Source organism: Ruegeria sp. YTSA072, from assembly GCF_059610285.1.
The window spans coordinates 116,841-138,479 of the sequence record NZ_JBXWNI010000005.1; the positions used below are offsets into that span (position 1 = coordinate 116,841).

18 protein-coding genes and 1 tRNA gene are annotated in these 21,639 nt (G+C 54.2%); 10 read left to right on the top strand and 9 right to left on the bottom strand.

Features of this window, described 5'->3' with window-relative positions:
• Positions 1-110 precede the first annotated feature (110 nt).
• Positions 111-1,406 (top strand): serine hydroxymethyltransferase, encoded by a 1,296-nt coding sequence (glyA, locus tag AC2FIB_RS10940; protein ID WP_496782479.1) that lies wholly within the window; start codon positions 111-113, stop codon positions 1,404-1,406.
• Between the two features lie 64 nt (positions 1,407-1,470).
• On the opposite strand, the gene AC2FIB_RS10945 is transcribed toward glyA, so the two are convergent.
• Entirely contained in the window at positions 1,471-1,845 is a 375-nt protein-coding gene (locus tag AC2FIB_RS10945) for a hypothetical protein (protein WP_496699756.1), read from the bottom strand.
• Positions 1,846-1,937: 92 nt separating this feature from the next.
• On the opposite strand from AC2FIB_RS10945, the gene AC2FIB_RS10950 reads away from it, so the two are divergent.
• The gene (locus AC2FIB_RS10950) at positions 1,938-2,696 is read left to right on the top strand and encodes an alpha/beta fold hydrolase (protein ID WP_496736225.1); all 759 of its coding nucleotides are present in this window, start codon (positions 1,938-1,940) and stop codon (positions 2,694-2,696) included.
• On the opposite strand, the gene AC2FIB_RS10955 is transcribed toward AC2FIB_RS10950, so the two are convergent.
• The 6 genes from AC2FIB_RS10955 to AC2FIB_RS10980 all read right to left on the bottom strand — a co-directional run bounded on the left by AC2FIB_RS10955 (position 2,697) and on the right by AC2FIB_RS10980 (position 11,605).
• Positions 2,697-2,885 (bottom strand): hypothetical protein, encoded by a 189-nt coding sequence (locus AC2FIB_RS10955; protein WP_058272333.1) that lies wholly within the window; start codon positions 2,883-2,885, stop codon positions 2,697-2,699.
• A gap of 100 nt (positions 2,886-2,985) precedes the next feature.
• Positions 2,986-3,357, bottom strand: coding sequence for a rhodanese-like domain-containing protein (locus AC2FIB_RS10960; RefSeq protein WP_282119957.1), 372 nt, complete (start codon positions 3,355-3,357; stop codon positions 2,986-2,988).
• 72 nt (positions 3,358-3,429) lie between these two features.
• On the bottom strand, positions 3,430-4,782 hold the full coding sequence (locus AC2FIB_RS10965; RefSeq protein ID WP_496736223.1) for an HlyD family type I secretion periplasmic adaptor subunit: 1,353 nt from the start codon (positions 4,780-4,782) through the stop codon (positions 3,430-3,432).
• Entirely contained in the window at positions 4,779-6,857 is a 2,079-nt protein-coding gene (locus AC2FIB_RS10970; RefSeq protein WP_496736221.1) for a type I secretion system permease/ATPase, read from the bottom strand. Before AC2FIB_RS10970 ends, AC2FIB_RS10965 begins: the two co-directional genes overlap by 4 nt.
• Before the next feature lie 251 nt (positions 6,858-7,108).
• Entirely contained in the window at positions 7,109-9,052 is a 1,944-nt protein-coding gene (locus AC2FIB_RS10975; protein WP_496736220.1) for a type I secretion protein, read from the bottom strand.
• Positions 9,053-9,181: 129 nt separating this feature from the next.
• Positions 9,182-11,605: a hypothetical protein gene (locus AC2FIB_RS10980; protein ID WP_496736218.1), complete on the bottom strand. Its 2,424-nt coding sequence runs from the start codon at positions 11,603-11,605 to the stop codon at positions 9,182-9,184.
• Positions 11,606-12,210: 605 nt separating this feature from the next.
• Between AC2FIB_RS10980 and AC2FIB_RS10985 the strand changes: the two genes are divergently transcribed.
• The 3 genes from AC2FIB_RS10985 to AC2FIB_RS10995 all read left to right on the top strand — a co-directional run bounded on the left by AC2FIB_RS10985 (position 12,211) and on the right by AC2FIB_RS10995 (position 15,250).
• Entirely contained in the window at positions 12,211-12,960 is a 750-nt protein-coding gene (locus AC2FIB_RS10985; RefSeq protein WP_496842035.1) for a helix-turn-helix transcriptional regulator, read from the top strand.
• A complete protein-coding gene (locus AC2FIB_RS10990; protein WP_058272340.1) occupies positions 12,953-13,450 on the top strand; it encodes a hypothetical protein in 498 nt (165 codons plus the stop codon). Before AC2FIB_RS10985 ends, AC2FIB_RS10990 begins: the two co-directional genes overlap by 8 nt.
• Before the next feature lie 615 nt (positions 13,451-14,065).
• Positions 14,066-15,250 carry an aminotransferase class I/II-fold pyridoxal phosphate-dependent enzyme gene (locus AC2FIB_RS10995; RefSeq protein ID WP_496736216.1) on the top strand — a complete coding sequence of 395 codons (1,185 nt, stop codon included), beginning with the start codon at positions 14,066-14,068 and terminating at the stop codon, positions 15,248-15,250.
• Between the two features lie 418 nt (positions 15,251-15,668).
• On the opposite strand, the gene AC2FIB_RS11000 is transcribed toward AC2FIB_RS10995, so the two are convergent.
• A tRNA-Leu gene (locus tag AC2FIB_RS11000) sits at positions 15,669-15,754 on the bottom strand.
• 236 nt (positions 15,755-15,990) lie between these two features.
• On the opposite strand from AC2FIB_RS11000, the gene AC2FIB_RS11005 reads away from it, so the two are divergent.
• From AC2FIB_RS11005 to AC2FIB_RS11025, 5 genes are all read left to right on the top strand, one after another.
• Complete coding sequence (locus AC2FIB_RS11005; RefSeq protein ID WP_282169172.1) at positions 15,991-16,473, top strand: hypothetical protein; 483 nt, start codon at positions 15,991-15,993, stop codon at positions 16,471-16,473.
• A 474-nt stretch (positions 16,474-16,947) separates the two neighbouring features.
• Positions 16,948-18,132 carry a tyrosine-type recombinase/integrase gene (locus AC2FIB_RS11010; RefSeq protein WP_496842037.1) on the top strand — a complete coding sequence of 395 codons (1,185 nt, stop codon included), beginning with the start codon at positions 16,948-16,950 and terminating at the stop codon, positions 18,130-18,132.
• The gene (locus tag AC2FIB_RS11015; protein WP_496842038.1) at positions 18,129-18,755 is read left to right on the top strand and encodes a hypothetical protein; all 627 of its coding nucleotides are present in this window, start codon (positions 18,129-18,131) and stop codon (positions 18,753-18,755) included. The genes AC2FIB_RS11010 and AC2FIB_RS11015 overlap by 4 nt, the downstream gene beginning before the upstream one ends.
• Before the next feature lie 131 nt (positions 18,756-18,886).
• Complete coding sequence (locus AC2FIB_RS11020) at positions 18,887-19,066, top strand: helix-turn-helix transcriptional regulator (RefSeq protein ID WP_496842039.1); 180 nt, start codon at positions 18,887-18,889, stop codon at positions 19,064-19,066.
• 115 nt (positions 19,067-19,181) lie between these two features.
• A complete protein-coding gene (locus AC2FIB_RS11025) occupies positions 19,182-20,546 on the top strand; it encodes a reverse transcriptase domain-containing protein (protein WP_496842040.1) in 1,365 nt (454 codons plus the stop codon).
• 293 nt (positions 20,547-20,839) lie between these two features.
• Here AC2FIB_RS11025 and AC2FIB_RS11030 read toward each other — a convergent pair whose 3' ends face one another.
• Entirely contained in the window at positions 20,840-21,478 is a 639-nt protein-coding gene (locus tag AC2FIB_RS11030; protein ID WP_496842042.1) for a hypothetical protein, read from the bottom strand.
• Between the last annotated feature and the right edge of the window lie 161 nt (positions 21,479-21,639).

Consider the following 21,639-nt stretch of genomic DNA (forward strand, 5'->3'; position numbering starts at 1 on the left):
AAGCCAGACTTGACGCCGCAGCGGGCCAATTCGTCGCTTTAAAGCTTTTGCGCATGTACCGTTTCCGATAGGAAATCCGCAAGATTCTTACCCAGCCATGTGGAGCCCCCATGAACGCCAATCTCCGTGATACCGGATTTTTCACCCAGTCCCTATCTGACCGTGATCCCGAGCTGTTCGGCTCGATCACATCCGAGCTGGGTCGTCAGCGCGACGAGATCGAGTTGATTGCATCCGAAAACATCGTCTCTGCCGCCGTGATGGAAGCACAAGGCTCGGTGATGACCAACAAATACGCCGAAGGGTATCCCGGACGGCGTTACTATGGCGGCTGCCAATACGTGGACATCGCCGAAAATCTGGCCATCGACCGCGCCAAAGAGCTGTTTGGCTGCGGCTTTGCCAACGTTCAGCCGAACTCGGGCTCTCAGGCCAATCAGGGCGTGTTCCAGGCATTGATCCAACCCGGCGACACCATTCTGGGCATGAGCCTGGACGCAGGCGGTCACCTGACACACGGCGCGCGCCCCAACCAATCGGGCAAGTGGTTCAATGCGGTGCAGTATGGTGTCCGCAAAGAAGACAACATGCTGGACTATGATCAGGTCGAGGCGCTGGCAAAAGAACACCAGCCCAAGCTGATCATCGCCGGTGGTTCCGCGATTCCGCGACAGATCGACTTTGCCCGCATGCGCGAGATCGCCGACATGGTCGGCGCTTATCTGCACGTGGACATGGCGCACTTCGCCGGTCTGGTGGCAGCGGGTGAGCACCCCAGCCCCTTCCCGCATGCGCATGTGGCGACCACCACCACGCACAAAACCCTGCGCGGCCCGCGTGGCGGCATGATCCTGACCAATGATGAAGATATCGCTAAGAAAGTGAATTCGGCCATCTTCCCCGGCATTCAGGGCGGCCCGCTGATGCACGTGATCGCGGCCAAGGCCGTGGCCTTTGGTGAGGCGTTGCAGCCTGCGTTCAAGGATTACATCAAGCAGGTCATCGTGAACGCACAGGCCTTGTCGGACCAGTTGATCAAGGGCGGTCTGGACACGGTGACCCACGGCACCGACACCCATGTGGTGCTGGTCGATCTGCGACCCAAAGGCGTGACCGGCAACATTGTCGACAAGGCTCTGGGCCGGGCGCATATCACCTGCAACAAGAACGGCGTGCCGTTTGATCCGGAAAAACCGACCATTACGTCGGGCATCCGTCTGGGCTCCCCCGCCGGCACCACCCGCGGCTTTGGCGAGATCGAATTCCGCCAGATCGCCGACTGGATCATCGAAGTCGTCGACGGTCTGGCCGCCAACGGCGAAGACGGCAATGGCGCGGTTGAAGCCAAGGTCAAAGCCGAGGTTGCAGAGCTTTGCGCTAAATTCCCGATCTATCCAAACCTGTAATCCACACAGGGATCACAAATCAGAACGGCGTCCGATGGGCGCCGTTTTTTTGTTGGAAATGCAGTCAGATGTAACCGCGCCAGCGCAGAACAAACACGGCCAAAGCCGCCAGCGCCAGAAATCCCAAAGCAAGAGCCCCCAGAAAGTTCAGAAACCAGCCCCAGCGGCGATCGGCCAGGTTTATACCGCTCAGATGGGTCTGAACCTCTTCCGATGCCTTGGCCAATTTCTGAGTGTCCAGCACCAACCGCAGTTTAGGGTGCGAGGCCATCTGCTCCGCACCGGCCAGCATCATGGCCTGCTTGTATACGCGGCGCGGCAATCGGCGCTTGGCCTTGCGGACAGAAGCCGTCAGCGTCTGGTCCTTTACACCCAGCTTTTCACGCAGCAATTGTACCGTCTGCGCGATCTGGCTTTGGATATCTGTGGTTTGCGACATGACGTGGCCTCCTGCCTGCGCAATCTAACCTCAGCCCGCAGGGGCGACAATGGGGGCTGGTCGTTTCAAACGCACGCAGGTATCAAACCAGAATGCTGAACACGATCATTCACGGTGAACCGACCTCGAACCCTCCTCTGTTGATTGCGCATGGTTTGTATGGATCTGCCCGAAACTGGGGGGTTATTGCGCGCCGACTATGTGACGAAAGGCAGGTCGTTGCAGTCGATATGCGCAACCACGCCTACAGTGAATGGACCAATGAGCACGGTTATCCCGATTTGGCCGAAGATCTGGCCGAGGTGATCCTGCACCTTGGCGGCAAAGCGGATGTTGTCGGGCATTCGATGGGTGGTAAGGCTGCGATGATGCTGGCGCTGAGCCACGGAGAATTGGTGCACAAGCTGGTTGTGGCGGACATTGCGCCCGTTACTTATACGCACAGCCAAATCCAATTCATCGAAGCCATGCGCGCCGTGGATTTTTCAACGATTGAAAGACGCTCGGACGCCGAGGGACAGTTGGCAGCGCAGGGCGTCGAAAAAGCTTTGCAGAGCTTTTTCACGCAATCTCTGGACGTCAAGGGGAAGCGTTGGCTTCTGAACCTCGACACGCTGGCGGCCGAGATGCCCGAAATCATGGGCTTTCCGGAAACTGATGCATCCTGGGACGGCCCGGCCCTGTTTTTGTCCGGTGGCGATTCCGATTACGTCCTGCCCGAACATCGCAGCACCATCCGCGCGCATTTTCCCGCCGCACGATTTGCGAAAATCCCCGGCGCAGGCCATTGGCTGCACGCCGAGAAACCTCGTGAGTTTGAAGCCGCGGTCAGGACCTACCTGAACGCCTGATCAGGCTGCATTCTGGTACAGTTTCTTCGCCACCAACCAGGACACTGGCAAGGCAGCCACACAGCCAGCTGCGGCTGCTGAAACGATTGCAACCGTAGACACCAATCCCGCGGACAGGACGGCAATAACGCCTGATCCCGCCAGAGCGGTTGCGATCAAAGTATACAGGATAGAGGCAAGGCGTAGCATCATCAGTTGTCCTTTTGTCAGAAGCCCGATTATCGCTTTAGACAACTGGTATGCTATACGCCTTGATCTGCGTCAGATTTCAACGGACAGAGGTTAGAAATCAGGTCACTTCGCCGCCACCGTTGACCCAGTCCGGCAACCCACCGATGTTGTAGACCTTTTCATACCCCATATCTTTCAACAGCTTGCCCGCCAGTGCCGCACGACCACCAGCCGCGCAATACAGCACGATTGCGCGGTCTTTGCGCAGCTCGGGGTCATGAGATTTCAGGGTGTCGTCAGCGCGGAATTCCAGCATACCGCGCGGGATATGATGCGCACCTTGCGCACGGCCGGTTTGCTGCAGCTCTACCGCGTCTCGCACGTCCAGCAACAAAGCACCCTGCCCGATCAGTTCCTTTGCTTTGATTGTGTCAATCCGTTCAACGGCAGCGTTTGCTGCCTCCATCATCTGGCCTACGGTCAATGGCATAAAGCGTCCCCTCTGGTGCATCTCACCAGAGGCTAACACGGCAAACCGGGAAAGAGCAGGTCTATAGAGTGATCAGTGCTCGCGGAAGGCGCGCGACATACTGTCTGTCACAGGCTTTGCAATATAGGCCGCAAAGGTGCGTTCCTCGGTCTGGATCATGATCTCGGCGGGCATTCCGGGTGTGGGAACAAACCCACGCACGCGGTCCATCTCATCGGGTTCCAGCGAGATGCGCGCCAGATAAACCTCTTGCGGAATTCCTCCAGAATCTTCCACTAGCGCGTCCGCCGAGACATAGTAGACCTCGCCGCTCAGCACAGGAGTGGTACGCTGGTTAAGCCCGACCAGTCGAACCGTTGCTTGCTGTCCCATCACGACGCTGTCGATTTCCGTTCGGGGGATCTGCGCCTCGATAATCAGGGGCGCATCCGAAGGCAGGATTTCCGCGATTGGTTCACCGGTTTCGATAACACCGCCAGCCGTATGATAGTGCAATCGCACTACGGTTCCCGTGACCGGAGCGCGCACAACCGCACGGTCCAGAACGCTTCGGGCCTGCCGGGATTTTTCGCGTACGCTTTCCAGATCAGCTGAAATCACGCTCAATTCATCCAACGCAGCCTCGCGATAGGCCGATCGCGTGCGGGAAATCTGTTCTTCGTATTTCAGAAGCATCTGGTTGATTTCAGCCGTTTCAGCCGTCAACCGCGCCAGTTGGCCCTCGGCCTCGGCCTGCACGCGGCGGATCGTGTTGATGTCGCCCTTACGCACCAGCCCTTTTTTGAACAGTACTTGTTTGGTTTCGAACTCTTCCTGCAAAATTTCCGAACGCCGAACCATACTTTCCAACTGCGCCTCAAACCCGCTTGAGCGAATTTTCAGCGCTTCCATGTTGCGTTCCAGCAAAGCGATGTCGTTCAGCAACGTCTTACGGGATACATCGAAGCTGATTTTTTGCCCGTCAAGGATCGCCATCACCTCGACATCATTCGACGCTTCAATCAATTCCGGCGAGAACTCAAGCCGATCACGCTCGTTGTTTTCAGCCGACAAGCGCTGGGACATGGCTTGCAAGCGGATTTTGCGGATGAACAGTTCGCGTTCATTTGACTCGGCCGAGGTCTGGTCGAGGGTCATAAGAACTTGTCCTTTGATAACGGATTGACCCTCGATGACTTTGATATCTTCGATGATCCCACCTTCGAGGTGCTGAACAATCTTATTGCGGCCTGTGGCAACAAAGCTGCCCTGCGCAATGACCGCCGCGGCCAATGGCGCACTAAAGGACCAGATGCCAAACCCGCCAAAGCAGACAACCAGCAAGATCACACCGATGGTAACAAAGCGGTGGATCGACCGCGGCACCTCGGCATACCAAACGGCTGGATCCTTGGGGTCATTGTTTACGGGTACAACTTCGTTCATTTTGGGCCCCCCTGCTGCGACTGAATGCCTGGTTTATTTCCACGCGAGGCGTTCAACTGTTGCAGCACCTGTTCACGGTGACCAAACAGCGCCACACGACCATCTGTCAGCAGCATGATTTTGTCGACAACGCTCAACAGCGTCGGTTTCTGAGTGATCACCACGACGGTAATCTTGCTTTCCTTGGCCTGTTCAATCGCCCGCGACAGCGCCTGATCACCGGCAACGTCCAGGTTCGAGTTCGGCTCGTCCAGAACCACCATGCGCGGATTGCCAAAGAAAGCGCGCGCCAGTGCTATCCGCTGTTTTTGCCCGCCCGACAGCGGAGATCCATCGGCGGAAACTACAGTTTCATATCCTTGCGGCAAAGTGGCGATCATGTTGTGGACGTCAGCCAGAACAGCGGCGTCGTGGATTTGTTCATCTGTCGCGTCGGCACGCATCCGGCCGATATTGTCTTTGATCGTCCCGGGGAACAACTGAACGTCCTGCGGCAGATAACCGATGCTCTCACCAAACTGACGTGGGTCCCAGTTGCGGATATCCATCAGATCCAGACGAACACTGCCGGAGGTCGGCAGGATCGACCCAACCAGCGTTTTGCCCAACGTGGTTTTTCCCGCCCCAGAATTGCCGATAACGGCAAGTGTTTCGCCGGGATTAAGCGAAAAACTGATGCCGTTCAGGACAACACGTTTGGTGCCACCCGGAACATAAAGAAGGCGCTCCACATCCATGCGCCCCTCGGGACGCGGCAGGCGCAACTTTTCAAATTGCAGGGCCGAATTGGACAAAAGGTTCTTGATGCGCCCAAAAGCGGCACGTGTCAGCAGGAATGCATTCCAGCCTTCGATCGACCCTTCGATAGGTGCAAATGCGCGCCCGGCGATAATCGAAGCAGCGATGACCATACCGCCAGTGATCTCGCCCTGCAGCGCCAGATAAGCGCCCCAGCCCAGAATGGCAATTTGTGTCAGCAGGCGTATCGCACGCGAGATGGCCGCGAAAATCACGTTCCGGTCCTGCGCCCGTACTTGCCATGTCAGAGATTGTGCCGTGTCGCGACCCCAGATGCGTACCGCCTCGGGGATCATCGCCAGAGCGTTGATGATCTGGCTGTTACGGGCCATCGAGTCGAGGTGCAGGTTTGCCATTGATTGGGATCTGTTCGCCTCGGCAAATGGCTTGGCAGTCATTTTCTGGTTAATCACCGCGATAATCATCAGCAGCATCGCGGTTACGATAACGATTGATCCCAGCTGCGGATGCACCAGGAAAATCATCAGGATGAACAGCGGTGCGAATGGAACGTCAAGGAATGAAATCAACGTCCCCGACACCAAAAAACCGCGCACTTGCTGCAGATCGCCCAGCGTCTGGTATTCCCGGCCGTTGCCGTGCAGCGACGCATGTGCTGCCGCACTCAGAACGGGCGCGCCCAATCGCGCGGCCACCTCGACCGCTGTACGCATCAGAATAAAACGGCGCACCGCGTCAAATGCCGCCTGAAAAATCACAGCCCCCGCAACAATGGCGGTCAGCATGATCAGTGTATCCAAAGACCTGCTGGTCAGCACCCGATCACTGATTTGAAACAGGTAGATCGGGATCGCAAGGATCAGGATGTTGGTTGCGCAGGTCAGAACCAGGACAAATGCGAGATTGCGCCAGATCGCCTTTAGAGAGGTGCGCAGAGTATTTTGGAAATCCTCAGGAGGTGTGCGTTTGTGGAAAGTCTGGGGTGGCCCGCTGCCGTCTCCTCCGCCCGTTTGTCGGAGTTTCATCGGCTCGTTCGCCTTAGCCTCGATAGTGGCACCTATGCGTTCACCGCCATTCGAGCGCGTTTGGGGGGTCATCCGCGCAGTCGTTTCAGCGGCGGTGGTAGGATCGGGGCCTTGGGCTTCTTCGGCCACCCCAGCGTCGCTGCCCTGAGCATTCTGATCTTGATCGGGCTGCGACTGGTCGTGCCGCGGTGAAGCTGCGGCACGATTTGGTGGTTTCGATCTGGGTTTGGTCGCCTGCTCTTTGGGCTTCACAGCTTTTTCGGCAACCGCATCGTCCTTTTTCGCAGTCATCTTGGGACTGTCCTTTGGATCTGGTACACGCATTTCTTTGTTCAAACGCAAACTTGGCGTCTTAGCTGCTTTAAGTGGGGATTCATCGCTGCCATGCGGCTGCGTGGGCGTAGCAACGCCCTCAAAATCAAGGGGGCGGGCATCAGAAGAACGACGCGACGAAAAAACAAACGACATTTTAAAACTTTCGGAACACTCGTAAAAAATACAGTCTTTACGCTAACACGGATTGACCAAATCAAGTGGAAATTTTACGCCAGCATCGTTTGCATCGCATCGTCGGTGCTAGCATTTCCAGAAGGCGTAAGGTTCGATTGTGCCTGTGCGATAGCGTTATCGCCAATCGCCGCAGTCTCTTCCATTATTATGGCAATGGCTTCATTGGCCAACTCTGAAGCGTCTGGCACTTCGGGGATGTCAATCAGTGCAGCTTGATGCAACAGCAGGTCCGAATATTCGCCGCCAGCTGCCATAATGGTTGAATCGACACCAGTCTTTGTGATGTTGGCTGCATTCAACAGGGCGTTTCCGGCTCCGTTCAGCGCGGCATCAACAGCAGCCGCTGCTTCAAGCGAAATATCGTCCTGATCCTGCAGCAATGTGACTTGTTCAACCGAATTGACCTGCAAAAGATCGCCGTCGATCTTCAGTACGCGAAGCAACTCCATGCCGGCATAGTCCGGATTGGAAGTCAAAGCGTCCTCAAAGGCCTCGCGATCAATCTGCTGCAACGGCATGGCCTCGGCATGGGCCACATCCAGCTCTTCCACGTTGTCTTCGCCGGTGGTCGTTACCGACGCTTGGTTCATGACCAGATTGTCGTCACCCTCAGCTGGCTTGCTGCCGAAGCCGTAGATGTCATCATCCAAAAGCGCGATGGTCTGATGCAGCATATCGACCGAAATCATGTTTCCGCCAATCATGATCAAATCATAGAAGTTACCCAACTGAACGATATTGGTGACGTTACTCAAAACGTTGTCGCCCAACGTGAACAAGCTGGTCGAAGCTGAGATTTCAGTGCTGATCTTGTCGATATCTGTGGCGTCGATCACCTGCTTGATGAAGTTCGTGACCCACAAATCGCCTTGTATCCAAGTGACCGAGACAATCGGCTCCGCACCTGGCTCGGCTACATTGTCGTCCTGCCACCACTCTTCGCTGGCTTCGGTCCCGATAAATGACGCCTGAACCACATTTGTGTCGCTTTGCACGCCGGGTTCACCCTGGTCGATGTCAGACACCACCGCCACCTGACTAACCACAGTCAAGCTAACGGCTTTTCCGCCCACTGCGATGACCGGCGCGTCAACCCAGGCCACAGTGATGTTAACCTCGTTAATCGCAAGGTTTCCGCCCGCGATAACCGTATGGCCCTCGCCGAACTCATCATCATCCGAGCGGTCCCATTCGTCCGGGGTCATGTCTGGCGTATCGTCTTCTTCTTCCTCGTCTTCTGTCTGATGATGCGCGGGCAGAAGATCGTTCCAATCCGGAATTTCTTCGACCACTTCGCCATTCACAATAACGCCCAGCGCGTCCTCGCCGTGGAACTGGTAAATGGTCACGCCTTCGATTTGGGATATCATTGGCGACTGCATCTGCTCAGCCAGGCTTTCGAGGTATTCCAGCGACTTATAGTCTTCAATGTTCAGAGATGGCGTTGCAATGGCGTGCATCGACAACGCGACATCCAGCATCTGCTCGCCTTGCGCAATCTGGATTTCGATATCGCGAAAATCGCCATGACCGATGACATCGTTGTCGTTCAGGACAATCGCCTGGAACGTGTAGGTTACGGCCGAGCCGATGATGAGTGGTGGGACTTGTGGATCTAGAATTAATACTGCCGTCTGCGCCGTCCCCAACTGAACATCCGGAATATAGGGATCGGGTCCGAAGCTGGGACCGACAAATATCTCGGACAACGCAAGCGGCCCATCGGGCACGGGCGGCAACGGAAGATCGGCAGGAGGAGGCAGAAGTTTATAAGGGAGTGGATCATATTCGCCTGGTGGGAGATCTAATTCGGCAGCGATCTGTATGGATATCGGATCGTCGAGTTCATCCAGTTCCACTTTGCGCCGAAGCGCCGTAAATTCTTCGTACTGATCTCTCAGCCGGGCCTGTTCAATCGTAAGCTCAAAGGTTCCAATAAAATGCGCTATCGTTTCTGTAATACTGTCGAGAGACATATCGGTTTCCTTTTCCCCGCCCCGGCCTAAAATTTCCGCTTTGGGTTTGTTGTGCCGAGGCCACTTGTCGCGGCCTCGGCGGTTTCGTCAGAAAGGTCGGGGCCCGATAATTCGGGCCCTGACTGCGACTTATACGTCGGTGTCGTCGCTGTTGTGGGTCGCGGTCATCGAACCGCCAACCATTGTCGTATCGACCGAGTTGCCAAGAACGTTGGCACCCATGACGATCGACTGGTTGAATGCCGATGTATCGACCACGGCAGCTGCCGAAGCATAGGACTCGCCGTTAACGATTCCGTCACCGCCGTTGCCTGAACCCCACGATCCAGCATTGCCGCCAGCTCCGCCAGCACCCGAATAGGCGCCCGACGCATCGCCACCGTCGACGTTTGCACCGTTGGTGTCACCAAGCGTCGCCATACCGGAAGCGTCACCAGAGGTTCCGCCGTATCCGGCACCGGCACCGCCGCCGCCGCCAACGCCCGACGTTGCTGTGCCAGTGGCACTGCCCGCTGCGGTCGAGGTTGCGTCGTTGTCCGACATAGCGTCGCCGCCATATCCAGCGATGGCCTCTGCCATGCTGTCTGCCGAACCATCGGTTTCCGCTGTCGAGAAGACCTCGGACAATCCGCCGTCGCCTGCGTTGTTGGTCGCGTCAGCAGAACCTTCACCGGTTCCTGTGGATGCAGCGTCTTGCTGAACGGCTCCGCCGCCACCGCCGACGCCGTCAGCCATCGCGGTCCCGGTTCCGGTACCCGTCGCTGAACCATCAACGTCATTGGTCCCACCAGCACCGCCATTGACTTGGGCATCCTGGTTATTGTCGGCTTCGCCGGTCACGTCACCCGGAGCTTGAGTGACCGCTGGACCCGTAGCGTCCTGATCACCTACACCTTGAGCATCGGCAGCCGCGTCAGCTGTACCACCATTACCGGATGCACCATTGCCGTCACCGCCGGGGCCGTTGCCGCTGTCGGCGTTGCCACCGTCACCGTCGCCACCGTCACCGCCGGCACCTGCAGCACCCATGCCGTCACCGCCAGGGCCGTTGCCGCTGTCAGCGTTGCCGCCGTCACCGTCACCGCCACCAGCACCTTCGCCACGAGCACCGTTGCCGTCACCGCCGTCACCGCCGTTCCGGTTGCCGCCGTCGCCACCAGTACCGTCGCCACCAGTGCCGTCGCCGCCGTCACCGCCAGGGCCGTTGCCAGCATCTGCGTTGCCGCTGTCGCCGTTACCGCCATCGCCGTCACCGCCGTTACCGCCGTCACCGTCACCACCAGGGCCGTTACCGCCATCTGCGTTGCCGCTGTCGCCGTCGCCGCCATCGCCGTCACCACCGGTGCCGTCTGCATCCGCGCCAGCCAGACCTGCTGCAAGACCTAGTCCGATGTTGCCACCAGATGTCGCGTCATTGGCTTCGGTGTCGCTGTCACTCTCGTTTGCAGCGAGACCAAGGTTACCAGCCAGACCGCCGCCGCCGTTTGCATCGTCGGATTCGGAATCGTTGTCGGTATCAACGTCTACGTCGTTGTCGGCGTCCGAGTCGTTGTCGCCGCCGGCCGATTCACCGTCATTGCTGGCATCCGACGAGCCAAAGCCCAGACCTAGGCCGATGGAACCGGCATTTCCGCCATCACCACCGTCACTATCGCCATCCGAGTCGGCACTACCGTCATTGTCAGCATCGGAGTCGCTATCGGCGTCACCGCCGTCACCAGCACTGCTGCTGCCATTCGATTCAGCGTTAGAATGCCCAACGCCCAGACCGAAGTTGGTTGCCTCGCCGGAATCTCCGCCGTCTCCGCCTTCGCCGTCACCGTTGGCATCACCGGAATCTCCTCCAGCGGCATCAGCCCAACCACCTTCTGTGTCACCGCGAGCATCGCCGCCCACTGTTCTGCCACCATTTCCAGAATCGCCGCCATCCGCATTCGCGCCGATACCTTCTGAAGCATTTGCGGTTCCGCCATAGGCGTCACCCTTCTGCTCGAAGGTGCCGTCATTGGAAACTTCGGCACTTTCCAGAATGTCGTTGTCTTCCAGTGTAGCAACCTGATTGTTGATTGCTGCCATAGCGGTCGTTGTGCCGCTCATGTCAATATCCAGGTTCATGTCATCGCCGGGATCATAGTCAATGTCGCCACCAGCAGTGATGACGTCACCTACGCTCGCATCGTCGCCCAGATCCAGATCGACCTGATCGTCATCGCGCGGAATCCACTCGCCGCCACCAAAATCGATGTGAACTGAGTTGGAATTGTCGTTGCTGTCATCGCCACCATTGTGGTTCTGCTGGTTCTGATCCTGACCCTGATCCTGGTCCTGACCTTGGTCCTGATCTTGGCCCTGATCCTGGTCCTGACCTTGGTCCTGATCTTGGCCCTGATCGTTATCTACGCTGTTGTCGTTGGTTTGCTCTTGCTCATTCAGATTTGCGTCAATCTGAGCTTCTTCGACTGTAATATCGGCATCGATATCAACATGGGCCTCTTCGACCCCAACTTCACCGATTGCAGTAATGTCGTTGTACGGTTGGTTGCGTCTACTCATAATAGTTCTCCACTTAAGAAGCGCGCTGACCGTCACTCATCTCTAAAACGGTTACTGGCGCAGTTGAAAAATAGGAGCCGCACCCATGCGAAAACGCGCGTGTGCGGTTTCGTCCAGTGAATTTTACCCACCCTCCTTTCTCGGCTTAGCCGACACCGTGTCTGCGGAAGTAGCTCGCGGTAATGCGCGATTCGCGGACACATCAGGAATTAAGGCTTCAAAATAGAAGCAAGATCATGGTTACAGGCGGAGCGCTTCGTGAATAGCTACCTTAAAGGACTAGAACGTCCAGAGCTTTGATTTCATTGCTGTAATGCTTGTGTGATCGAATAGCAGTTGCAGCAACGGCCAATCGCGCGGCTCAAAACTCACAGTTTGGGAAACCCATTGTTTTCCTCCACTTACGCGAGAGGAAGTACTGCCCACCTAAACGAAAGCATTAGAACTGAATTTTCGGAACGGCGCACATAATTGAAAAAACTTGTACTTTCAGCTATAGTAATGCCTCAATAGCAAAAGTTTCTTTAATTCTGTTCTACAAGTACTGGTTACAATTTCGCCGCTATTTTTCGCGGCTTGGGTTAATTAATAAGAGGGGCGTGGCTATGGGCATTCCAATTCAGGAAGATGCTGTTCAAAACGATTACAATCCCGAAGAATTCTCGATCAATTTCGTCGGCAAAGAACTCTTCTATTCAGATCAAACAATCGATGATGTCCAATCCGAATTCGGCGTGGTCACGCGCCGGATCGAAACAATTGACGTGCTGCCTGCACCAAGCCGCTTGGACGTTGGAGCGGGAAAGGTGGTCGTCGTCGACCAGATGATGCTGGACGATCTGTTGAACCGACCGCAGACCTATATGGAAATCGCGGGATCAGGCAGCTTGGCCTTTGCTTATCGCAAGGAAGAAGCTGCCCGGCTCGCATTCGAAAAGTGGGATCGCAGCAAATTCGGCGACATCGGATACCTGCCGATGAACGTCGCGCCGGATGTATGGCGGTCTATTTTACGCCTGCTGTTACATGAAGAGCTGTACCTGCCGTGTTTTCTTGCGGATTGCGTGGCGCATGCACCGACGCCGTCAAACCGCGCGCCGGTAGCGACATCAAGGCCCAGCGATCTCCACCCGACATATTCAAAGCTGACGCACCGGGAAAAGCAGGTGCTCAAACTGGTGTCAAAAGGTCAAAGCAACAAGATCATCGCATCGAACCTGGGTATCACCGAACACACGGTCAAACTTCATATGCACAACGTGGCGGGTAAGATCGGTGTCAGTAACCGAACTGCAGCCGCGCAGTTTTTTTTCGAGGTTGCGCCGGACGAAGCGAGAGAACTGCCCGTTGACTGACGATTTCGAAGCCCGGTTTGACCGCCTGATCCTGCTAGTCGGAAAGTTGAACTACATGTGGACCAACACGGAAAGCCTGTTGATTCACCTGATCGCCGGGTTGACCCGCACCAACAAGGATATCTCGGTCATCATCTTTCTGACGCTGAACACGACCCGCGCCAGAATTGATCTGGTCGAGCGGCTGGCCAAGATGGAAGGCCGTCCGCCTGACATCCGTGACCCAATCCTTAAGCACACACAGCGTCTCAGCAAGCTTTCGGGAATTCGGAACAGATACAACCATTGCATCTATTCCTTCGATCCCGACAGCGGCAATCCAAAGACCATCCTGATGCGCATTGCGGACCGGAAGACAGACATCAAACTGGGCCGCCAGGATACGGTTGATGAGGGTGCGATGAAAGAAATCGAAAAGGTGGTCGACCAGCTTTCTGTGGCGAATCGGGATTTGTGGAAGCTGATTAACGATCTTGGGTTTCCGGCTTAACAATGCACTGGTGCGGGCGGTGTAAACCACAGAAACAATTTTCTTCAACAACTTAACAGGCACAATGCGTAATATTACTCGGCGCAAATGGCCCTAATTCGCTAGGTATTCAATGATTTTACGGTAATTATAAGCCCATACCTGCCGTTCCAGAGCTATTTGATCGCTGTGTCTGCGTTCGTCAGGTTGGAGTTCACTACAGACATTTGAAGCCATTTTTTTGAGCAACCTCCGCTTGCGCCAGTAACACATGGGATAGGACGACGATCCGAAGTGAGTTTCACTATTGTGCCCTAAGATTAACTGGAATTTGTGAATACATCCTTCAACCTAACAAAATTCCGCTGGCTGTTTTTGGAAAGTTGGAGTTTCGCTGGCTAAGATTGCCGAAGCGATGATAGCAAGTTTGTCCGACGATAGACGTTGCCGACCACTAAAGTGGATGCCGGGTCCAAGACAAATATAGAATTGGTTTTTCGACATTGGCTTCGAAGTCGCACAAGTCAAATAGCGAAAAAGGCTTCAAAATATTGTGGATCGGGTATCTATATGTTGTTCGACACACCAGTATTCCTTCTGTGCTCGCAATGCCGACATCTTAGTAGGGAGAGTTCAATGTCCATGACGGCCCGCCGTGCAAACACTGCTGCGCATTCCATCCAGAAAGTCGAAGCCTTCTTTACAACCTACAATGCTGCGGTGAAGGAAACGCCAGCTGTCGCGGATTTCACATTTGGCAATCCCCACGAAATGCCTTTGCCCAGTGTCGTCGATGCGCTGAAGACCCACGCCGAACCTCAGAGTGTGGATTGGTTCGCGTATAAAACCAACGAAGCGGATCCGTGCGCGTTTCTGGCTGACGCCCTATCTGAGGAGTTGGGACTTCCATTCGAGGCAGATGACATTGCGCTGACCAAAGGCGCTTTTGGGGCCATCAAGATGTGTTTCACCATGCTTCTTGAACCCGGAGACGAATGCATCGTGCCGCTGCCCGGCTGGTTCTGCTACGGGCCGATGCTAGCCGCTGCCGATGCAAAAGAGGTGCAGGTGCCTTTGGATCCAGACAATTTTGACCTTGATATGGAGGCCATTGCCCGTGCCATTACCCCGCGCACCAAGATCGTGGTTGTTAATACGCCGCACAACCCGACGGGTCGCATATACTCGCGTTCTGATCTGCAACAGCTTGCCGTCCTGCTCGAGGCTAAGTCAGCTGAGATCGGTCATCGAATTTGGATATTGTCTGACGAACCCTACCGCCGCATACGGTTCGACGACATTGGCTTTACGACACCAGCAGCCGTCTATCCGCACACATTGGTCGACTATTCTTACGGGAAAATTCTCCTCGCGCCCGGCCTGCGCCTTGGCTACCTTGCGATCTCACCAACCTTGCCGGCAGCGGAACGAAAAGAACTTCAGACTCTGCGGTTTGCCGTGCAGATGGCGGATGGTTGGAATGTCCCGGATGCTCCATTGATCTATGCGCTGCCGGACCTTGAAAACGTCTCAATCGACATTGCCGCCCTGGCTCGCCGGCGCGAACGTATGCTTGATGCTTTGGGTCAGTGGGGATACAGGATGACAAGGCCAGAAGGCACCTTTTATCTATGGGGGAGAGCCCCGGGCGGTGACAGCGATGCCTTTGCTGAATGTCTTCAAAAGCAAGGCGTTTATGTGATGCCAGGAACAGTTTTCGACCGCCAAACGGATTTTCGTATTTGCCTTACCGCTACTGACGAAATGATAGAAAACGCAATGCCTGCATTTCAGGCGACCGCAAACCAAATGCTGAAATGAAAACTGGCGTCAGATCGAATTAAAGGCATCTCGATTGTGTGACAGCATTGTTGCGCATATCCGAAACCAAACGATCCTCAGTGTTGACCTTTGAAGGACCTCTCTGAGACCTTTGCAGACATTGGGCACCTTTTGGCGTCTGGTCCGTGTCGCAATCCAAAAGCCCCACAAAGCTGACATGGTCGGTTCGCTCCTCGCTCGGGGGGCCGACATTCGATGCGAGTATAGCAAAGGTCTGCTGTGCGGCCAACCCAATCGGCTAGGCCTGATCTTTTTTGGGATCGATGCGCAAGCCCAACTCGTCTCTCGATCCGTAAGTTTTGCGTAAACAAGGAAAAACCATATCAAATGGCCTTTTTGGGGGGGCGATTCACCTAAGTCATTGTCTTTTGCTATAAAAACAACCTATTGTTAGGTGTGGTGCGGGCGGTGGGACTCGAACCCACACGGGCGTACGCCCTTCAGATTTTAAGTCTGATATGTCTACCATTCCATCACGCCCGCTCAGCGTGCCAAGCCTCTGTTGGGCCTCAGGAACTCAGTAAGGCCAACAGATCACGAATTCAATGCGTTTCACCTGAGAAACTTCGGCGTCAAAACGTCCGGGTATCCCCTTCATTACCCATGCCGTTCCATCACCGCGATGCATCAATCACTTTCTCTTGGGTTGCATGACTCTTGCTTAACCTCCACTTGGAGTTAGGCTACGCTGCAAAGCAGAAAAGCAATTGAGTTACATCGTGAGCACTGAGCAAAAATCCTTTGATGATCGTATCGCGCAGATAAATAAACGCACAAAAGAAACGGCAAGTAGGAATCCCAAACCCAATACTGATAGCATATGGAAACGCCTCGCCTATCCAGGCGCGTTCATTGGGGCTTTTGTGCTTGGCTCCATAGTGGTTTTCCTGACCCGTTTTATTCAGTTTCAAATGGTAGGTGTGCCGGAAGCTGGCAAAGTAAACACACAGGATTTTATCGGTATCGCGATGGCCAGTATGGCGGGTATGGTCATTTCGATGTTTCTCAGGGACAAGCAAAAGGAGTTCGCAAGCGCCAGTACAGTTGGCGTCTTGTTAACTACTTTCACGTTCCACAATCTGGTTTGGGCCTATCCCGTTCAATTCGAACGGATGTATAGTGAGGACTGGGTTGAGTTCATGCAAAAGATTACCGAGCCCTCCAGCCTTTACGTCTTTGGTATCACTATCGGCTTAACCTGAACATCAAGCGCCGATAAGGTCGCCTTTTTTGGCGAACTGCTCCTGCAAGAACTCAAAGCTCGATACATTTACTTTGCCGCGCATCCATCGTTATCTTGGGAGGTTTGGTGAACCCGGAAAACCTATGTACCGAGGGCAGACGGATCGATGCTAACTTCTGTGGCTAAGCGTGTCGCGTCCCATTCGAAGTGGAATTTTGTTTCACCGTATCAACCGCCAACCAGAATCTAGGGCATGCGCGCTGACGGCGCCCCAATCCGAATGGGACAGATTCGATCTGTTCACACGGTCGTTCTGGCAAGCTATAGAGATTTAGTGGTGCCCCCACACCGCGATGAATACTTGTGTCTTAGTGGTTCGCCATATACCGTATTCTCTTTAATATAATCACCTTACCTAATATTAGCTGTATCAAAACGTCTCATCTTAGGTCATATTAATCCACATATAGTGGGTGGACAGAAGGGTGGATAGATGCCACGGACTATCAACCGCCTTACCTCGCTGACCGTGAATGCTGCCAAGCCTGGAAAGTACAATGATGGCGCTGGTTTGTGGTTGCACAAGCGGCGTGACGGTGGAGGACAATGGTTCCTGCGGTTCACCCATCATGGCCGTCGTCGTGAGATGGGACTAGGGGCGCTCCAGCATGTCACCTTGAAAGAGGCTCGGGAAGCTGCTGACCAAGCACGATCTTTGGTGCGGCAGGGTATCGACCCAATCAAAGATAGGCAAAACAGAGAGCGTGAAGCAATCAAGAACATGCATTGCCTACGCGACGTGGCACTTGATGCATTGGAAAGCCGCAAAGCAGAACTCAAAGATGAGGGAAAGGCGGGCCGGTGGCTTAGCCCTCTTGAACTTCATGTTCTGCCGAAGCTCGGAAAGATGCCAATCGCCGAGATAGATCAGATCGACATTCGCGATACCTTGCGACCTATTTGGCACAAGAAAGCGGATACTGCACGCAAGGCTCTCAACCGGCTTTCAATCAGTTTTCGTCACGCAGCAGCATTGGGTTTGGACGTTGACCTTCAGGCTCCCGAAAAGGCTAAGGCTTTACTTGGCAAACAGATGCACACGCCCACGCACGTTCCGTCCCTGCCCTGGCAAGATGTACCTGCTTTCTACGCCTCTATTGATGACGGTTCGGTTACACATCTCGCGCTGCGACTGCTTATCTTGACGGGCGTCAGGACTAAGCCCCTGCGCTTCATGCGCTACGAACACATTTCTGATGACATATGGACAATACCTGCTGAATTGATGAAGGGACGAAAGGGAAGTACTTCGGCGTTTCGCGTACCCTTGTCCGATGCCGCATTGGCCGTACTCGATCAGGTCAGTCCATTCGAGCGGGATGGCTATGTTTTTCCAAGTGTGCGAAAGGGCGTGATTTCCGATGCGACGATGTCTCGCCTGATGGAGCGTCGCCAAATGATCGCTCGTCCGCATGGTTTTCGTTCGAGCTTTCGAGATTGGATCGCCGAGACGACTGATACGCCCTACGAAGTCGCAGAGACCTGCCTTGGGCACGTTATCGGCGGGCGAGTTGAAAGGTCGTATCGCAGAACTGACTATTTGGATAGTAGGCGAACCGTACACGATCTGTGGTCGGACTATGTCACAAGCTTTCAAGCGACTGGAACAAAGCAGTGATCGTCAAGGTACATCATCAAAAGCATGAACCAACTAGCTCGTCCGAAATATCCAAACTGGAAAAATCGTACCAAAACGGCGATGTCGTTGCCTTGCTGCAAATCATTAGGTTGGGACGAGAAGGTGTTTGCGACCTACCTGAGTGGGCGTACATACCAATTGAGAATGTTTTCTTTGATATCCTGACAAAAGATACCTTGGGAAAAGTGGGAAAGGGTAACGGACCCTTTGGAGATTTCCGCAAACATCTGAAGAAGACTGTCAGGGCATCCGCTTACAGCTATATCAGGGCGTGGCAAAGCGACCCTACTCGTTACTCAAACATGCCACGTCATACAATCCAGCTTTGGTTCGATGGTGTGATTAACTGGCCTATCCCAGGTTACCTCGAAGCACTCAGGCTCGCAAACAACGCTCTCAAAGGAACGAAGTACCAGGCTCATTCAACAACTATCCGGAAAGCCTCAATAGGTATGCAAATCGAGGCCACTCAGAGCCGCCAATCAATAGAATTCGAACTGGGTTTGAGAGGTCCAATCGGCATTTTTGGCCCTCCATCAGATCGCCTGCCAAAACACGTGGCAGAATTGCTGTCAAAACATCAGGCACCCTCCAAGCAGTAAACGGGTGCACCAATCTCAGTGAATGAACTTAGTTCACTAAAAAATGTACCGTTTAACATAGGGTTTTGAGGACCAGCATTCGAATTAGCTTTGTGATGTTCTTGCTCCAACACGCACTAAGGAGCACCATCATGAAGTATCTTTCTTTTAGACAATTGCGCCAAAATCTCGGTGGCCGCAGCAGGTCATCCATCTATCGCGATATCAAATCCGGGCGGCTTCCAATGCCAATGAAAGTCGGTAGCCGCCTATACTGGGACGAGGCGGAGGTTCGGGCTGCGATTGAATTGCATCGCCTGCCACAAGTCTGACACTGGCAAAGTCCGTCAAAATTGCATGCTCCTCGCCTGTTCCCGCAATTGTACGTAAGTTCACTGAACTCGAGCGCGATCATTTCTCAACTGCCACATTCACTAGGTTGCTCCAATGAGCTGTTACTTCAAATCCCATCAGTGCAATGCTTTTCAAGACCAGCTCGGATACAAGCTTCCCGTTCACGCAAACGAGCTTGGACAGTTGAATGATCAAGTCTCTCGTGCAAAGAAAGCGAAAAAACGCGCAAAAAAACTTCTCGCCCGCGTATTGAAACATGCGTCTGAAGGCGGTGTGAAATATCGAAAGGCGTGTCGAGAATACCTCGGTTCTTTCGCCGCCCGTCTCACCGCAGTTATTGATGTGAACATCTCAAGACCGTTTCGCCACCGCCTCAGCTTATATCAGTGCTTTGTCATCGCAGAGGGATTGGACCTATCCGGTAAACTCATCGACACTGCTAAGATCAGTCGCAGAAAACGGTCTACTCCAGGCAAATTCCGGTTCGTTTGGGCCTTCGGCATCAGGTCGGCGGCAGCTCAGAAATTGCTCGCTGATTGTATCCGAGCTCTTGTGCCGCAAAAGGTCGATCAACCGAACTGGTTATTCACGGATCGCGGCGTGCCGAAAGCAATTTGTCGGCTACTGCACATCATCGAACAAGGAAACACTTGGGTAGCAGAAATCGACATCAGCGAATTCTTTCCAAGCGTATCCCAAAAGGCTCTCCTGCCATTGTTGCCGACACCTCAATCGGTAACAAAGGAAGTGGCATTCGCCACGAACGTGCACCTCATCTACCCCGATGGGAAGCCTATCATTGGTAAGCACGTATCATCAATCCGTCAGGGAGTGCCCCAAGGGGCCCGGACCTCTGCGGCGATCGCGCTATGGATTATGACATTCCTCGAACCCGAGTTGTCTGATCAGGTGCATCTGATCGTCTATGCGGACAACCTGTTCTTGGTTGGTCCGACACGGCAGGAGGTAGAGGCTGCGGCGAAGCCCTTGGCCGAGGCGGTAGCCTCGCTCCCTGGCGGAACTTACTCGACGAAGCAACCCGTTGTGTCGAGCGCGGAGAAGAGCATCTACGCGCTCGGGCACGAAATTCGTCTTTGCAATGGGCAAGTTTATGACTGGCCCAATCAATCAAACCAGCAGGCATACGAAACGACCATCGCTCGGGGATTAAAGAGAGCCACCGACCTCTACGCGAAACACGTCGAAACCGGGGAGGATAGTTGGCTTGCCTACGTTCTTGCCGAACTGGCAGGCCTCCGGCGGTACGTGAATATGTGGATTAAATTGTTTAAGGACAGTCCTTATGACGGCCTTCTTGAGCTCATGGACCCGGCTCACGACATCTCCATTTTTATGACCCAGCGCGGCATCAACGACTTTGACCTCAAGGGTTGGGAAAACGGCAAAGTCAAAGTGCTCCACAACCCGTCAAATCGGCTGCTGGAATGGTCGCAGTGAACGTCAGCACCGGAGCCGCCAACCTATTGGTTTTGGGAGAAAAGCGTTAGCGACTGGCCCAAAACCAACCCAAGTTCACCGGACCAAACTGCAAGTGCCTTTGAAGGCAGAAAAATCCACAAATTTCGGTGAACTTGAGTTCATTTATTCTGCCCAAACGTGGTCCAACTTGGCTTGCATGTCGCGCAGGAAATTGCGTTCCCACTAAGTCAGTTTGGACGAAACTAAGGCCAGTTCTATTTGCGCCACTGCGCTTCGACGGAGTTAGTGAACTTGAGTTCACTAATTGCAAATCAGTGCTGTCCGCGTGGATTGTCGCGCGCATGCGGTAGCAGTTCGTAGCTTTCCAGTTTCGCCATATCCAAAAAGTACTGTGGTTTCCGTCGAGGGGCGGACCGAAGCCATTCTGCCAGTTCAGACTGCGCCAGCTTTAACCACTCAGGAAACTCCTCGGGGCTGGCGTGATCGCCACGAATAAATCCGTAAAGCGCTTCGATGTATATCACTCGCCCAACCCAAGGAACCTTGTACACCTCTTCGCCGCGTTTCTGGTTCAAGCGCTCTTCCAGCAGTTTGCAGGCAGCTTCGAGCAGTTTCTCATCTCCAGGAAACCGTTCATCGGCAAGGAACCAGTTGGCTATTTCCCCACGCCGGTCGTTGTTGTCCTTTCCGTGATACGCTCCAAGACCCATGTTGCAAATCGTGCAGCACGGCACCAAAAGGCACTCTCCAAATTGGTTCCGGATTGCTTTCTTGGTGACTAAACCACCATCTGCAAATCGATGGAGTACATACACAGGCGGCTGGTGGTCATACTTGTTGTCATTTGGTATGCCGCAGTAGATGCAGCGATTTCCATCTACCGTCTGGTAAACCCGAGCAAACCGTTTTTCCGCTTTGTAACGGTTGTATTTCTCCTTTACGCGCGCCATTGGCTATCCAAGTCAATCGCTTGGGGAAACTCTCTGCTTAATTCTAACTCGACACATCACTTACGATTTGAATGCGGTTTGATTATGGCACCAAAGCCTGCTGACTAAACTCAGTGAATTCAAAGTGTGTATCTGGTGCACTCAAGTTCACTGACCTACGC